The 18,312-nt window shown below is 36.3% G+C and carries 7 protein-coding genes; all 7 read left to right on the forward strand.

Translation table 11 applies throughout. The annotated features are described in order from the left end of the window. The first annotated feature begins 210 nt into the window (after nucleotides 1-210). Nucleotides 211-7,527, forward strand: a complete 7,317-nt coding sequence (locus tag PEPCATONIAE_RS05235; RefSeq protein ID WP_138159983.1) for a SpaA isopeptide-forming pilin-related protein — start codon at nucleotides 211-213, stop codon at nucleotides 7,525-7,527. A gap of 175 nt (nucleotides 7,528-7,702) precedes the next feature. Continuing rightward, nucleotides 7,703-9,439: a SpaH/EbpB family LPXTG-anchored major pilin gene (locus PEPCATONIAE_RS05240; RefSeq protein ID WP_138159985.1), complete on the forward strand. Its 1,737-nt coding sequence runs from the start codon at nucleotides 7,703-7,705 to the stop codon at nucleotides 9,437-9,439. 15 nt (nucleotides 9,440-9,454) lie between these two features. After that, nucleotides 9,455-10,657 carry an MSCRAMM family protein gene (locus tag PEPCATONIAE_RS05245; protein WP_138159987.1) on the forward strand — a complete coding sequence of 401 codons (1,203 nt, stop codon included), beginning with the start codon at nucleotides 9,455-9,457 and terminating at the stop codon, nucleotides 10,655-10,657. An 84-nt stretch (nucleotides 10,658-10,741) separates the two neighbouring features. Beyond that, nucleotides 10,742-11,626, forward strand: coding sequence for a class C sortase (locus PEPCATONIAE_RS05250; RefSeq protein ID WP_138159989.1), 885 nt, complete (start codon nucleotides 10,742-10,744; stop codon nucleotides 11,624-11,626). A 1-nt stretch (nucleotide 11,627) separates the two neighbouring features. Beyond that, entirely contained in the window at nucleotides 11,628-12,509 is an 882-nt protein-coding gene (locus PEPCATONIAE_RS05255) for a class C sortase (protein WP_428842299.1), read from the forward strand. Next, a complete protein-coding gene (locus PEPCATONIAE_RS05260; protein WP_180339355.1) occupies nucleotides 12,499-13,329 on the forward strand; it encodes a sortase in 831 nt (276 codons plus the stop codon). The genes PEPCATONIAE_RS05255 and PEPCATONIAE_RS05260 overlap by 11 nt, the downstream gene beginning before the upstream one ends. Before the next feature lie 453 nt (nucleotides 13,330-13,782). Next, nucleotides 13,783-18,306: an S-layer homology domain-containing protein gene (locus tag PEPCATONIAE_RS05265; protein ID WP_138159992.1), complete on the forward strand. Its 4,524-nt coding sequence runs from the start codon at nucleotides 13,783-13,785 to the stop codon at nucleotides 18,304-18,306. Nucleotides 18,307-18,312: the final 6 nt, after the last annotated feature.

The raw sequence follows: 18,312 nt of genomic DNA on the forward strand, positions 1-18,312 counted from the left end.
AATTTTTAGGAGCTTAAAATGGAAAGGACATATTTAGAGGAGTTAACAAAGAGCAATTTAATAAATGGCTTATATATATATATATATGACATTTACGCCCTTAAACACGTTTAAAAGAGATTTAAAAGTAGCATTTTGATTAGATTTAATCAATGTGCTACTTTTTGTGTTTTATATGGAGAAAATATCATGATTAACAGGGGTGAAGTTATGGGGAAATTAAAAAAAATAGGCTCCTTTATTATGGCAATAATTTTTATCCTACAAGTTTTTCTGGAACCTGTGGAAGCTTTTGCCATAGATAGGGAAGAAAAAAAGGAAAGCTACATAGAAAGGGACTTTCAAAATCTTTTGTCCATAGAGAGTAAAAGAGTTCTTGATTCAAGAATAGGAGTATATAAACTGGATCTTAAAAAGGTAGACTTTGAAGCAGGGTATAACTATGCCCTTTTAATGTCATGGAGACTGGATAAAAACACCTTGCCCGGAACAGTTTCTTCAATAACCCTTCCTGAAGGAGTTAAGTTAAATACTTCAGGATTAATCCAAGATGAGAGTGGTGTTTTTTTAGGACAAATAGTTCAAAACCAACTTGCACTTATTAATCTTTATTACAAGGACGGAAAGATTAATTTCATATTAACAGAAGAAGGTTCTGCCCTTACTGCTACAAAAGAACTTTTCGCTACAAATATTCTTCTTAATATTAATTCAACAAGTCAAATAGATAAAAATGAACTTAGATACTTAGTTCAAAACAATCAAGGTGAAAGTTATGAGCTAAGAGATCTTGTTGACGAGATAAACTATGAAAAACTTTTCCAAACAGAGAATCAAGTGATTATAGAAGAGCCTCAGGGAACAGAAATACCTGAAGATCAAAATCCTACAGTAGAGTTTCAAATAAAAGAAAAGGATGAGAAGGAGGAGGAAGAAAAATCCAAGTTTAATCTTTTTGGAATAAACAAGGAGGAAAACAAGGAAAAACAAAATAAAGAAAAGTCCGACAATACTTCCAAATCTTTAAACAAAACATCAGAAAGCGTAAAGACCGGATCTTTATTTGAAAACAAAAATGAAAAGAAAACAGGATCGCTAATAGAAAAACAGGAAGAAAAAACTTCCTCCCTTATAGATAATAGAAAAGATAAAGAGGCAGGTTCTTTAATAACAGTAGAAGAAAGTCAAAAGACCGGTTCACTTTTAGATAGTGAAAAAGAAGAGAAGACTGGATCACTAGTTGAAACACCTGTAGAAAAAAGAACAGACTCCCTTTTAAATGCTGAAGACCCTATATATAGAGAACCTGAAGATGACAACAAGGTAAAAAATATTGAATACGCTAACTCTTCCAATGAAATTGAAATAGAATCCAAATCTGAGGCTACAAATGAAAAGGCCAATTCAAAAACCGACAACGAAGAAAATTATGAAATCTTTGACCTTGAAGAGAAATCTATAAAATCTGAAGAAAATAGGAGAGACCTTAATATAAGGGAATTACCCGAAATAGGAGCAGCAAAGACTTATGGTCCTGGTAGTCAACTATCAGGAGAAAACACTCAAACTGATTTAAAGGAAGAAATACAAAATCCTTTAGGAGAAACTTCAGATCCTATGGAAGAAGCTCCTATAGAAGAAAGACCTCAAGTGGAAAATTCTCCTGAACTCGTAGATTCACCCAGAAAAGACATACTTCTTTTAACCAGATCTCAAGGTGAAAATCTTCTTAAAAATTCTGAAATTATAAAGACTACAGATACCTATACTCTTAAAAAGACAGTAGAAATCCTTGATGTTAATGGCATGACCCATGAAGAGGAAAGAATAGTAGGAAACTATGCTACAGATTCTCAAGGGAGATTAGTTTTCCCCGACCTTTCAGACGGTAGATATACCTTTATAAAAGAAGGAGAAGGACCGTTTGGCAGAAGCTTTACTATAAACCAAGGTATGATAGTTTATGATACAAATGTTCTTTCTGAAAATATAATTGATATTTCGGAAAAACCTCAAGAAATTCAAAAAGCAGAAGAAACAAAGAAAGACTTCACAAAAGAAAAAGGACTTATAAAAATTGAAATAACCCTTACAGATAAAGAAGGCAAGCCTATTGATCCACAAGGAGCAGTTTATTCAGTTTATAGAATAAATGGAGGCATTGAAGAAAAAATTGATACCCTTACCTGGACCAAAGGAATTGAAAACATTGATCCTAAGGATCTTTTAAAAGAGGTAAAAAGTCCCCTTCAAATAATGGAAGAAGTAGGAAATAAAGAGGATTCTTTAACTAATAAGGAACTTGAAAGCACTGACAAGTTAAATTCAGAAGAAGATAAGGAAAAATCTTTAGTCCCACAAAAACTTGAAAATATAAAATTAGAAGAAGCAAAAAAAGATGAAGTAAAAGAATCCACCATAACAATAGAAGAAAATAAAAAAGCCGGAGAAGCTTACAAGGTTATGGAGGATGTTGAAAACAAAACCTATCCAAAAGCAAGTCTGGAACTTCCTCAAGGTAGATACATTCTAAAGGAAGAAAATCCACCGCTAGGCTTTGAAAAAACAAGAGGAGAAATCGAACTTACAGTAAATAACGAAGTCCTTGTAAACCAAGGTTTGGAATTATCCGAAAATATAAATCCTAACAGTCTTAAAAATGCTGATTCTCATATAGGAAAGGCCTTAGACAAGGCTGAAGAAAATCAGGGAATTTCTCTTGAAGGAGAATCTTTTAATACAAAAGATACAGAAAAAAGACTTGACCTGGAAAAAGCCGGCAAAGATGTAGGGAAAAATTCGACTGCAATAGAAAATTTATCTGAAGAGAAAATAAACTTAGAAGAAAAGTCTTTAGCTCTAGGTTCAGATAAAAATTTGAATGATTCCCTTTCAGAAGAAAAACCGCTTGAAGAAAAATCATCTTCATTAAATACAAACTTGGCTATAAAAGAAAATGATAAGTTAAAAGACAAGGTTAAAGAAGAAAAAGCGGGAGAAGCTGAAAAACTTGGAGACCCTAAAGCGGGATTCTTACCTGAAAAACCTGGGGAAGAGACAAATACTCAAACAGAAAACAAACAAGCCGAGGAAGAAAAACTTACCTTAACTGCAAAATCTCTTGACAGTATGGGAAAACTGGAAAGTCAACTTGTAAAAGAAGAAGATGCAAATACACCGGCACAAGTAACCATATCCTATATGGCAATGAGAGCCGAAGGACAAAAGGCTACACTTAAAATTGACACAATAAACAAGGCAGGTTCAAAACTTTTCTACGGAGGAACATCAAGTGCCGAAATAGGAAACCTTCGTGACGCAGCGCTAAACCACGATGCAACCTATGGAGTTTATAAGAAAAACGACCAAACAGGAAACTATGAACCATTAAATATTTACAATAAAATGGTTTATGACCCTAACCTTAAAAAAGAAGTACCTGCAATGGAAAACGGTCAACCTGTAATGGTTAACTATAAAAATGGTAAATTCGGTACAGTAACCCTTGACAACCTTCCGCCGGGAGACTATGTAGTAAAGGAAATTAAATCAGTTTTCCAATATGCCTTTAAAAACTTAGCCATGAAGTTTACAGTTGGGGCAGATGGCAAAATTATAAACTTTAAGGATGTAAGGGTTGATCTTGCTGACTATGAAAAAGATCAAACTATTCCAAGTACAAATGAAGTTAGCAGAGTTAAATTAACTTACAACCAAAAAATGGACTTGGATAGCAAAAGAATTATTCTTGCCGGGGAAGTACATGAAGCGGAAAACAACAATATAAATGAAGTAAGTGAAAATCAAACTACAAAAACTGTAGCTGCCACTTATCACAAGGGCAATCTTAGAGTTAAAAAAGTTGATAAAAACGGCAACCCAATTGAAGGAGTAACCCTTGAACTTCACGGACACGATGCCAACAGAATTTTGAGAATCTACCGTGTTACAACAGATGCTAACGGTATAGCTGAATTTAGAGACCTTAACGTGCCGTCCTACCACTTACTTAAAGAAGTTGAGGCACCGGATGGATATGCACTACCTAACCATCAATGGATGATTTACTTCGGCGAAGGCACTTGGGTAGAATTTGACGATAATCATAAGCCTAAGACAGAGCATATACCTCTTCAAATTTCCGATAACCAAGTCTACGCGACAAAGGTTCAGTTAAAACCTATTATAAAACTTAATCCTCAAGAAACGCGACAAGTTGTGGAAAATGATAAGTACAGGCCTTTAATTGATGGAGTAACAGGAGCTTCAATTGCACCTAAAAACTGGTTCCAATTCTTAGGTATCAACAATCCTACAGGAGCACCGACAGAGGACACACCTGCTGCAGAGACTTATTGGTCTGCAAATTGGAATAATCCTAATTACTTTACCGACGGCAACTATGAAAAGAGTTTTAATGCTTCCAAGGACCAATTATTCTATAACACGAGAGAAGCTTTGACAAAATCAACAGACGATGTAAATGTTTATAACTTTACAATTACCAATAATCCGAGAGCCAAAGTTACAGTTAATAAAAAAGATGAAAAGGGAGACATTTTACCGGGTGCAACCTTTGCAATTTATAAGGTAAATGAAGACGGAAGTCAAACACCTATGAAGAAGGGACTTAACGACTGGACTGAAGTATCAGGACTTGACGGCAAGGCGATTTTTGACAACATTCCTGAGGGCAACTATGTAATAAAAGAAACGAAATCCCCGGGAGGTTATAGCGGAGACGGCAGAGAATACAAAATCACTGTAGATGAAAACGCAAATATTAAATTTGAGGACAATACGGAAAAAGTAGAGACACTGTACGAAAAAGTAGTAGGAACCTATACTTATAGAAACACAAACTGGATTGGTCAAATAGAAGCTGAAGATATATTTTCTATTAAGTCTAAAATTACATCGATAGACACAAAAAACAAGACTTTTGAAGGAATCTTTTATTTAACTTGCTATGATAATATTGATAGAAAATATATTAACCTTTATTTGGATGATCCGGGATATGGGGCAGAATTTCAAGTTTTACCCTACGTGGAATATTTCGGAAATCAATTCCCGACTGAGTATAGAGGTAGAAGCAATTCGGCTACAACAAGCATTAATACTTTCGAGACTTTCTTGATAAAAACCGGATCGACGAATTATATGCCTGATGACATGAACCCCGATTTATCTAGCACAAACATATATACTTCTCTTGGAGAGCAAGCATATAATCCAAACGATAAACTCGGATTTCAAGGTATTGACAGTCCAAGTGGTGTGATCATAAAAATAAAAGGATCATACGATGGAGATAAGCCTATATTTACTCAAGGGGTTTTAACTCATACTGATAGGCCTAATGACAATCCGGGATATTCTACATCAGGAGTTAAGGTGACGGGAGAAGACATAACTACAGAAAATCAATCACAACTTGATTTTAATGTAACAAACACAAGGGATAAGGTTACACCATTAGATAATAAGGGTGTAATTAAACTTAGTAAAATTGAAGCCGGAACAAGCAACCTTGTTGGAGGAGCAGAATTCGGTTTATATGTAGGCAAGTGGGATCAAATTGGAGAAAGAGATAAGCCTTTTGCAAAAGCCACAACAACAGCTAATCAAATAGGTACTGAAACACTCCATGACGGAAAACTTGTTAACTTGAAGTTTCAAGATGTACCGCCGGGAACCTATACCTTAAAGGAATTAAGTGCACCTTACGGTTATGAAAAGACCCTGCATACATGGACTGTGAGAGTATTCTCTTCAGGTCTTACATTAATAAGCTTAAATCCGACCTTTGAGGAAGACCCGACTCTTGAAGAACCGGTTAATGTAAATGACAAGATTACAGTATCAGACTTTAACATTAAGGTTGACAGTACAAGACCACGTACAACTATTTATCCAAATATTAACGAGTTCTTTGAAATGACCTTTAAAACAAAAATGGCTAATGGAATTAGAAGAGGAAACTATTTTACCATTGACTTAGATGAAAAGCTTTCTCTTGAAGGAACCTTGGCACAAGTTGATCTTCCTGATATGACCCTAAACGGATATGTACTTGCAACAGGAGAAAAGCTTCCTGGAACCAACACAGTTAAATATACCTTTACCGAGGCTGTAGAAAATATAGGAGATTTAAAATCAGACTTTACCATTGCTTTATCGCCTAACAGAAAGGTGGTTCTAAACGATACCAGGACAAAATTTACTGTAAATGTTGCAGGAAAGCCATTTACAACTTCCGACACCTTCGGTATCGACTATTCGGGAGGTTATCCTCAATCCTTTGGAAGTTATTTTTGGTTACCTGACACCTATAGTAAGACATCACTAAACTCAGCTTTCATTAATAAGATTGATAACGAAAATGCAGAAATTCAAAATATTTTCTATGCCAGACCTAAACCGGGAGGATCTCTTGTTGATTCGAGATATTTATACTTTGCTATAGGAGATGGGATTTTAGGACCTAACAGTAAAACTAAATATGAGCTTTATGAAGTGAAAAACCCCAATTTTGTAAGCAATCCTGAAATTACAAATGGTGGTACAGACAATAGCGATATGTCAAATCTTATGCCAAGATCTTTTGCAGTAAACTTAGAGGATACAGTTAACTATACTTTAATTGATTCAGGTACTATGCCTAATAATGGTTACATACCTGTTCCTAATCAATATAAAAACTCTTACTTAATTTTAAAAACCGTATCTCCTTACGACATTAAGAAAGAAAAAGCTTTTATATATGTTACAAATATAGGATGGATCGGTAGAAATCAGTATACTCAACAAATTACCACCAATATAGTAACAAAACCAAGTAAGATTTTTACTCAAACAGACTTAACTGAAGGTGAGGTACTGGCATTTAACAAGAAAAAGGATCCAATGTACTTTAACCTGTGGAAAAAGGATGCCCAAAAGGAAATTATTAATAAGGGAGAAGTAAAATTCAAAATGGAGGTAGCCGATGACTATCCGGACTCAACTCCTGTACCTGATGATTTAAAGGAAATCACCTTTGATTTATCTAAACAAACCTTAGACCCTCTAAATCCTTTAAAGATTAAAATTCCTGCAGGTATGACAGGAGAATACAGTCTTACAGAAACGACTGCTCCTAAAGGCTATATAATTAACGGACTAACCTACAGAATAAAAGTTGATTCAAACAAAAGAACTGTAGAGCTTATAAGCGTAAAAGATTCTCAGGGAAAACCCGTGGAATATAAATTTAAGCTGCCGGGAGCTGCAACAGAATCATCACTTACAGCTACAAACCCCGCACCACTATATAGAGAGCAGGTAGATGCAAGTGGAAAGATTACAGTAGATACTCAAATCGTTTCAATAGACGTCTTTGACCCTCAAGGTGAATTTCCAAGATCCGGAGGATTGGGAACCACGCTCTTCCATGCCGGGGGTATAGGACTTATGACTCTTGCCATGATATTTATAGATAAAAGAAAGAAGTTAAATGAATACATGGGAAAGGGGGGATACTGATGGTTTACAAATCCCTCCTTTACAAGGGAGTAATGTATGTGAAGATTGAATAGCTACATATAGGTCAAGAAAAATTGACAAGAAAGTTAAAATCTTCGCAAAAGTTAAGTTAAATAGCCTGGCGGAAGAGAGCCAAGCATTTATAAAATTTTGAATTTTAGAATGGAGGAAAATAATGAAAAATACTAAGAAATTATTATCACTAGTTTTAGCCTTAGTAATGTTACTTGGAGTAGTAGCACCTCTAAGCGTATTTGCTGAAGCCCCTGTAGGGGATATTAAAGAAACTGACATTCAAGATACTAAACCGAATCCCACACCAGTAATAGTACACAAATTGCAAGCAGACAGTTATACAGGTGTTCCTGACAAGGGATATCCTCACAATGGTGGAAAACTTGATCAAACACAACTTGATAAATTAGGTACTAATGTAAAAGAACTTGACGGAGTTACCTTTACTTACTATAAGTTAACAGATTACACACAATTTAAAAAATTCCTTGATGCACCTGGTTCTTATAACACCACTAAGTTAGTTGAAGCACAAGGTCTTACAAAAGCAGGTACAATAACTACTGCAGGTGGACAAGGTGCTACGGCATCACTTACTGAAGATGGATATTACTGGTTTGTAGAATCAAAAAAGCCTGATACAGTATCATCATCTATAGCAGTACCTTTTGGAATTTCTATTCCTGTAATGAACCAAATTAAAGTCGGAGACCATGAACCCGGCACAGTTTATTTAAAGACAGTACACGTTTATCCTAAGAACGTAACAGGTACTGAACCTACACCTAAGAAGACTGTAGGAAATGAAGTTAACATGAATGAATCTCACAATGTAGGAGACCCTCAAAAATGGTATCTACAAGCAACAATTCCCGCAAATATAGCAGACTATGAGAAATTTATATTAAACGATGTTTTCTTTAAGGGTTTAACCTACAAGGGAAATGTTAAAGTTTATTTAGGTTATGACGGAATTACATCAGGAGAAGTTAGTTTAACAGGAGGAACAGACTATACCATTGTTCAACCGGCAGTAGATAAACATTTTACTAAAGAAATAGACTCAACAACTGAAGTTCCTGCAGATGAAAAATTCAGTATTACTTTAACTGAAGCAGGAATTAAAAAACTTGCAGCTAATTATCAAACAGTTAAAGATGCAGCAAAAGGCAAGGAAGTTAAATTATATGCAACAGTTGATACAGTTATTAACGAAGATGCAAAAATGGGTACAAATATCCCCAACACCTTTGATTTAACATTTAAGACCAAGAGTGGAGAAGATAAGAATAAGAAACCTGATACTCCTCCAACAGTAAACACCGGCGGTAAGAAGTTTGTTAAGGTTTCTGAGTCAGAAGTTACTAAGACTTTAGCCGGAGCAGTATTTGAACTTTACGACGGAAAAACTCAAATTAAATGGACTCAAGCTTTAATAGATGCTAACCAAGCAGCAATAACTGCAGGTAAATTTGCTTCTGATGCCAACGGAACAACTTTAACTGCCGCTACAGTGGGACAACCTATCTATCTAATGTCTGATGCTAACGGTTTATTTGAAATCAAAGGTCTTGAATATTCAAGTTGGAAAAAAACAAAACTTGATGGTTCAGAAGAAACAATAACTCACGACTACAAGATTAAGGAAGTAAAATTCCCTAAAGGCTATGCAGGAAATAAAGGTGAAACTATTTATAATTTCACTGTAGATGCAAATTCTTATAATGGTGGTCCTAAAGAAACTCATGATGCACAAGGCAATATGCTTGTTAAGAATAAGGACTTAACTATACCTCCTACAGGCGGTATCGGTACAGCTATTTTCGGAGTAGCAGGTATTGCTTTAATGGGCGGTGCTTTTGCAGCTATTAAGAAAAGATCAGCTGAAGAAGAATAAGAAAGAGGGTGGACCATGCTAAAGTTCAAAAATAAAATATTTAAAATGCTATTTGTCTTTGTATTTTTTAGCATGGTTATTTTCTCAAACACTATTTATGCAAAGATTATGACCCTGGACTTTAATGGTATAGGCACAGACAAAGTCGACAGGGCAAATAGAGATTTAAGTATTTGGAAGGTAAGCGACAGAATTTATAGTGAAGAGGAAAGGCAAAAGCTGGTTAAGGACCTTGAGGGCAAAAGCCTCGAGGACCTTAAGGGCTATCCTCTAAATAGATATAAAACCGACAGTGAAGGAAAACTTGTTTTAGATTTGGGATCCGGAACTTATTATGTAAGAGTGGATTCTAAAAAGGGATCGGGAGATATTTATCCCTTTGCCTTTGTAGTTGATGACAAAAGGGATGAAGATGTAATTTATCCTAAGGGTCATGGAGATACTCCTCCGGGAAGTGTTGAACTTTTAAAACTGTCTAAGGATAGACTTCCTCTTCCAGGGGCAGTATTTAAACTTTATAAGTTAATTGACGGCAAGGAAGTACCTATAAGGTCATCTTCAGACTCCTATAATTTTGTAACTGATGCCAAGGGAAAGATTTATGTATCAAATCTTGAGCCGGGGGACTATGTATTTGAGGAAGTACAGGCTCCATCAGGCTATAAGATTAGAGATCCTAAAACTTATTTTTCTATATCTTCTTCAGGAACTACTTACCTTGAGATATATAACTACAAGGAGGAAGAGGGTGGAAAGAAATTTAAAAAGATTTCCTCCAAAACTGAAGAGGGTCTTGCCGGTGCGGAATTTATTGTAACTAAAAAAGTCGATAAATCTTATGAAAGAGTTAAGGTCAACGGCAAGGATTTAGTTGTAGTTTCAGATAAGGACGGATTTTTTAGAGTTGATAATTTGGAATATGGGGAGTATTATCTTTGGGAGACTAAACCTCCTGTAGGATATGAAGGTTTGTCTACGGGGATAAGGTTTGTTGTTGATGACGATTCTTTCAGCAAGGATCTGTATATTAAAAACAAGCCGACTTATGAGGAGCCTAAGCCTAATCCGAATCCCGACAATCCTAAACACGAAGATACGCCGGGACCCAAGCCTCCTATAAAGATTCCTAAAACCGGAGACATTAATCTTATAGTGATGATTTGTGCAGGGTTTATTAGTTTTATTCTGGGAATTAAGATGGTTAAGGAAAATAAATAGTTTGAGATTTTAATCAAGAACCTTTTTGATCTCCTATGATTACTTTGTAATGGTAGGAGATTTTTACATAAGAGGAGAGTAGTTTTGAAAAAGAAGAAAAGAACATGGCCTTTTAAAATAATTTTTGTTTTGGGATTTTTAATTTTAATTTACCCACAAGTATCAAGAATTTATTATAGAGTTGAGTCTACGCAAGAGGTCTCCACCTTCGATACTGCAAAGGAAAAGCTGACTGATGAAGAAGTAAAGGAAAGAATGGAACTTGCCAAGGACTTTAATGATTCTTTGGTAAATAAGGTTACTGAGGATCCTTATGCCAAAAACAGACACGACAAGGGTAGAGCGGAGTATGCTCGTATGTTGGAGCTTCACGAAAAGATAGGTCATATTCAAATTCCTTCTATTGATGTGGATATTCCAATTAGGGCAGGGACATCTGAAGAAGTGCTTCAAACTTCTGCAGGTCACCTTGAAGGCACCAGCCTTCCTATAGGAGGCAACTCAACTCATACTGTTATAACTGCTCATTCAGGTCTGCCTACCGCCAAGCTTTTTTCTGATCTTAAAAAAGTTAAACTTGGGGATAGGTTCTATATTCACAATTTATCTGAGACTATAGCCTATGAAGTGGATCAGATTTTAACAGTTGTGCCTGAAGATTTTTCGAATCTTTTAATTGTGCCGGGTCACGATTATGCGACCCTTTTAACCTGTACACCTATTATGGTAAACTCCCACAGGCTTTTGGTTCGTGGTCATAGAGTGCCTTATAGCGAGTCTATTGACGACAACTTTATTTTATCCAGCCAAAGGGAATTTATGTATAAGTATATTTTTATTGGAACTGTAGCTTTTATAATTCTTATGCTTATTTTAATCAGGTATTACAGAAAGAAGTCCGAGCTTTTGCTTGTGGATTTAAGGGAAATTAACAAGAAGCAAGATGAGGTGGATCATGGAGAAGAATAGTATGAGGAAAAAAAGAATCTGGCCCTTTGTTCTCTTGTTTATCTTGGGATTTTTAATTATGATGTATCCCTTAGTCAGTCAATATTACTATAGAATTGAAGCAAATAATCAGGTTATGGACTTTCAAAGTCAGGCAAAGGAGCTTGATGAAAATGAAATTTTAAGAAGGATGAACCTTGCAGAGGGTTACAACTCATCCCTTGACCCTTCTAAACTTGCCGACCCCTACAGCGAAAAGGAGAAGGCGGGAATAGCTGAGTATGCCAGAATGATTGAAGTGGCTGAGAAAATCGGTTTTGTCGAAATTCCAAAAATCGACGAAGTCCTGCCTATATATGCAGGTACCGGTGAAAGGGTTTTGCAAAAGGGAGTCGGTCACCTTGAAGGTACCAGTCTTCCTATTGGAGGACCAAGCACTCATACGGTTTTAACTGCCCACAGAGGTCTACCTACAGCTAAACTTTTTAGAGATCTTGACAAGCTGAAGGTGGGAGACATCTTTTATATTCACAATATAGACACAGTTTTAGCCTATGAGGTTGATCAAATTTTAACTGTGGAGCCTTGGGATTTTGAATCTATTTTAGTTGAAGAGGGCAAGGACTATGCAACGCTTTTAACCTGCACGCCCTATATGATTAACTCCCACAGACTTTTGGTTCGTGGACACAGAATTGATTACGTGCCTCCTATAAAAGAGGAGTCAAGACCTCTTAACTTTGTAAACTTAAATTACAAGGATGCACTTACCTTTGCACTTCCTTTAGCTGTTTTGGTATTTGTCTTTATGATTTATTTTAGACACGACTACAAAAAGAAAAAGAAAGAATTAAAAAGACTAAATGAAATAAGGTATTTTAAGGATAGGAATCATGAGGAATAGAAAAGTTATTTTCGGCTACATTTTAATTTTAGTAGGCATACTTCTGCCTCTATATGCCTTTTTGGGATTGAGTCGAGGGATAGTTTTAGATAAAAGTAAATACGATAGGTTTATGAAAAGTGACGTAAATCAAAACTTGGAAGAGGAAGTAGCGGCCTACAATGAATCTTTAGGAGATAAAAGTGTAATTGTTGATCCCTTTGTAACTGAAGATTATGTTTCAGACTATTCATTTATGGAAGACCCTGATGCAGTTTTTTGCTATTTGAAGATTCCCAAGCTTGACCTAACTCAACCGGTTTATTTAGATGCTTCTAACAAACACATGGCAATGGGAGTAGGACACATTGAAGGGACAGATTTACCCAGTAGAAAAAAGGGAATAAGAACTGCCATTGCAGGACATAGAGGCTACTATGATGCCATAATGTTTCTTCACTTAGACGAACTGGTTGAAGGAGATAGGGTGTTTTTAGAGTGGCAGGACAAAAGTTTGGAGTATAAGGTGTACGGTAAAGAGATAATAGATCCTTGGGACTGGCAAAAGTTAAATCCTGTTGAGGACAAAAATATTTTGACCTTATTAACCTGTGATCCTCTTCTTCCACCAAGACCAAAAAGGCTTTTAGTAAATGCTGAGCTTGTAGAAGAAGATAAGGAAGCATTAGTTGTAGACAGTGAACCGGAGGAAAAAGTATCAGTTAAGGTAAAGCGTGTCAACAATATTATACTTGCGACAACAGGAGTCCTTGCACTTGCCTTTTGTATAAGTTTATTTAAGTTTATAATTTATTTGAAAAAGGGAAAGTCTCTAAAATGATTTTAATTTTATCGACATGAAAGGTGAAAACTTTTTGTGTCGATATTTTTTGTTTTATGGTGAAGATATGTAATTTGTATTGGGAGTTGTTAGTCATTTCGACTGAACTTCATTTTTAGTCATTTCGACCGAGCGAATGCGAACCCCTTCCCCAGTCATTTCGACTGGAGTGAATGCAATGAGCGAAACGGAGAAATCTCTCTTCTGTATTGAGATCTCTCCATGCGTTCACTTCGTTCACTTAGTCGAGATGACAGGTTTTGTAATAGTCCCTTAGTCTAGATGACTACAACTCTAGACAGCAATATTTATACAGCTACAATTTTTTATCTTTGTTGAAAATAAGTGATTAAGATTAATAAGATATACATTTTACAAAGGAAAAGACTTTTTTATGGTATCATATTAGATAAAGTGATTTATAATTTTTAATTTATAAGAAGGTGTGAGAAAGTGAAGAAAAACTTTGAAAGATTAACTTCAATAGTTTTAGCATTTCTTATGGTAATTTCTATGACGGATTTTGTTTTTGCCACAGGTAGGAATCCCATAAAAGATGTTGATTACTATGTAGATGATTTTGGTAAGGGTCCTGAAGCTCCCGATATGATAAGAGTAGATTCTGAAATCTATGAGGAAGCTATGCAATCTGAAGATTCAAAGAATCCTTGGATAAGACCGGAAGTAGGATATAGCTTACAGCAGCCTATGAGAGGTCCTGCTGTTAGAGAGAGAATAGAAATAAATTCCAAGGAAGATTTTTTAAAGCTTTGGAATACGACGGAATATTATAGCGGTTTTGGCGGTTCAGCCTATCAACCGGGTCCTGGTTATGATAAGGGAGATGCTTGGCATCACGGAGTTAAGAACAAGGATATTGTTTTAAATACAAACATTACTGTATCTTCCGATGAAATCAATGGACCGATTCCGGAGAATGAACACGACCCCATTAACAATATAGGCTTAGGTATGGACTCTTGTAATTTTTACGGAAACAATCATACTATTACCGTAACCAAGGGTATGAGAGATATCTATCCCCTATTTGGAGATATCAACAACAGAGAAGATCATGAAAATTCCAGAGAAATAAAGGACTTAAATATTGTCTATGAAGGTGATGTTGTCGGCTCCGCTTTTGCAAGAAATTTATACAGCTATATTTACAAATTTGGCGATGATGATATTACTGATTACAAAATTTCAAATATTAATGTCGATGTAAAGGGAAGCATTCTTCCATATGTTACCTTGGATTATGCCAGTGACTATTCTTCCAGAGAAGATATTGACAAAAGCATCTATACAAGCTGGGACTCCCGTGTGGATACGGAAAACTTTGCAGTAGGTATGGCCTATTACCTTAGCAATGTGGAAATTGACGGATACAATTTGAATGTTAAAGGAAATATAGGCTCCAAAGAATTACAAAAACATCCACTTGCCAAAACGGAGCTTGTCCATTCGATAGCGGCGGGATTATTTTATAATAAAAGTATGTCTACTTATTATATCTTCCCGGAAAGTAGAAATATCAATATCAATGTAGGTGGAGGAATTTATTCTCACTCCAACAACTATAGAGCGGAATCATATGGCATCGCTATGGATGCACAAAACAAACGCTTTTACAACGTAAGCTTAAGAGTTGGACAAGATATTGAGGCAGTGGCTGAAGGTGTAATGAGGTCAACAGCGAAATACGGCGGCTACTATGATCCGTCCGCTGCTATAGGGTTTGCAAAGACCTTTCACCATTTAGAGAATGCAAACATAAATATCGGTGGTTCGATTAAATCCTTAAACGATACAGATGTAGATATGAAGACATGTGCGGCAGGGCTTGGTATATGGGATTATATAAATGCTTATAAGAAGCCGGGAGAGAAGGGAATAACCGACAAAAACAGTCTGGAAAAACATCCCCTCACTGTTAAAAATGTAGAGTTAAATGTAGGCGGAGATGTCTATGCGGAATCGACCAAAAACCCAAGGCATAAAGAAAATGTCATAGGCACTGAAGCTGTAGGCGGAATGCTTAATACTGTAAACTCCGGCTTTATCAGTTTCGAAGATTTTTCAGATAATAAAATAAAAATAAATGGAGATATTATCGCTAAGTCAAACTATGGTAAAGGTATAAAAAATGCTTTTTCTCGTGCGGCTCTTTGGGGCTACTTTGTAGGAAATAACAATGAGTTTTCCGCAAAGTCAATCCAATCAGTCGCAAAAGATAATTTTGCCTATGCTGCACCTTATATCCACTATTTGAAGGGAGAAGGAAACAAGGTAAATGTACCCGGGGGCATCACCATTGATTCCCTAGAAGACTATGCCGGCGGTGTAGCCTTTAATGTGACGGAATACGATGGAAATAAGAACATGACAAATGTAGGTCCAATTAAGACGACACACCCTGCAGAAGTGGGAGGCTTTGCAGCTGAGATCTGCGCCCATAAAAACCATAAAGATCCGAAGAATACCGGCGGGATATACGCTTATGTTGCCCCGGTGGTTAAGAATGTTCACATTGTACCTGACATTATTGTAAACTCCGACGGAGAAAATTATAAAGGCAAGGTTTGGTTTGGCGGGTTTGTCGGATATAATACCGGCACTATTGAAAACTGCAGTGTCAAACTTAAAGATCCCATCGTTTTTAAGGTATCGCAAGATGCTAAGGTGGGTGGCTTTGCCGGACAAAGTAATGGAGAGATTTTAAATTCTTCCGCTTGTATCAAGTCCATCGAAGTCGACGGCGGAGGAAACAACCTAAATGTTGCAGGATTTACAGCCTATGCCAATGGTGATATCATTAAAAACTCATCTACTTTCGTCAACGATTCCATTAAAGTGACCAACGGAAATTACGTCAACGTCGGTGGCTTTAGAGGAATTGCCTTTGATTGTATCGATGATAACAATTCAGCACAAGTGGGGGAAGACATAACTGCAGGTCAAAATACAGGTCCTGTAACTGTTGCAGGATATGCCGGAAAGATTCAAGCACATTCCGGAAAATTAAATTCTGAGGTGAAAAACTCAACAGCCTTAGTTTTTGGAGATGTAAAAGGACAAACAACAGCACCTTCTTTTAATGCTCAAGGAGCTCCTTTATTAAGAAACACAAGTGCAGGTTTTATCGGAGTCGTTCAAGGAAAAGTGTTCCAAGACCCAAGTGGACAAATAGGCGTACGTCCGGTGGATATTTTCGACTCTGTGGCTTATGTGGGCGGAAAGATGTTTTCCGACTATCCCGATAAAAACAGAATAAACGGATCCGTGGGAATACTTTTCGGAGGAAGATTGAGAGGCTTTACAGTTATTGCAAATTACACTGACGACAGTATTCAAAATGTTATTACCGCCAACAATTACCTGGAGAGTATAGGTTTTTCAGAATTTGATGACAATGCCAATTACTATGTAGAAGTAAAAGACGGCAAACGTACAGCTTGGCCAATTTATGTGTCCGATCAACCTGACGGATCACAAAGCTTCGACAAGACTAACCCTGATAAACCTGTCGGAGAAATCACTATTGCACCGAGAATTTTCCAAAAAGATTATTGGGAACAAAATGCAAGTGAAGACAAAGTAAAACTTCCTTACGAAAAATTTGATTACGTTACGAATGACGGTGGATTGACCTTGGAAGGATTCTCGAAAGATAAAGATTCCATCGCAAAAGGCGGCGATTTTTCAAAGGCGACTCTAGAAAAATACTGTGTGCGCCATATGGCAATTAGAAATAACAAAATTACCTATGATATATTTGGAATAAGGGGACCTATAAATAGTGCTACAGTTATATTCGATCTTAACTACCTAAAGGATGATGGAAGCCCTGCAGGAACTTTAGATTCTATAGATACTCCAAAAGGTTTAGCTTTAGGAGCTAGCTTCCCTTCAATGCCTATGCGTCAAGGATATAGATTCCTAGGCTGGAATACAGAAGCTGACGGAAAGGGAACTATGTTTACCGATGCAACAGTCGTAGATAAAGATTTAACAGTTTATGCACAATGGAAAAAGGATGAAGCAGAAACTGTAATTGTTGAGTTTGATAAAAACGATCCATCTCCTAATATAATTAACAGGATAAAAGTAGAACCGGGACAAAGCTTAGGCGAAAAATTCCCAATGGCACCTGAAAGAGACGGATACAGATTTATAGAATGGAACACAAGCCATGACGGACGCGGCAAAACCTTTACTTGGGATACTATAGTAAATGAAAACATCAAAGTTTATGCAATTTGGAATCAAAAATCCTCAGGCGGTTTTAGAGATCACTATGTACCTTTAGAAAAGACAGAGGAAAAAACTGAAAGCCACAAGGCATATATAGAGGGCTATCCTGACACTACTATAAGACCCGAAGGCAACATGACAAGAGCAGAAGCAATTACAATTGTGGTAAGATTACAGGGATATATTTTGACAGACGGTACAAACACAGTCTTTTCAGATACAGAAAAAGATTCATGGTACAATAAATATATTAATGCAGCTTACAGCGCAGGTATCCTGGAAGAAAAAGCAGGAGACAAAATAAGACCTGATGACAATATTACAAGAGCCGAGCTGGCAAAGCTTATCTCCTATATAGACAAGAAAAATGACAAAAACATAGAAGCACCTTTTGGAGATATTAAGGGCCATAAATATGAAAGTGAAATTAATCAGGCCTATAATAACGGTAGAATAAAGGGATATCCTGATGGAAGTTTCCGCCCTGATGGAGATATAACGAGGTCTGAAGTAGCTGCAATAATAAATCGTCTTTACTACAGAAGCCCTGACAAGAAGTATATAGACGACAATCAAGCTTTTATAAAACAATTTAAGGACTTAGAAAAAAGTCACTGGGCATATTATGAACTTGTTGAAGCATATGAGGGTCATGAATATGTAAGAGTTTATAATATTATGGAAAATTGGAAGAGTTTAATTAAGAATCAGGTAAAGTAGAAAAGC

This window comes from Peptoniphilus catoniae (assembly GCF_901447155.2).
GTDB classification, from domain to species: domain Bacteria; phylum Bacillota; class Clostridia; order Tissierellales; family Peptoniphilaceae; genus Peptoniphilus_E; species Peptoniphilus_E catoniae.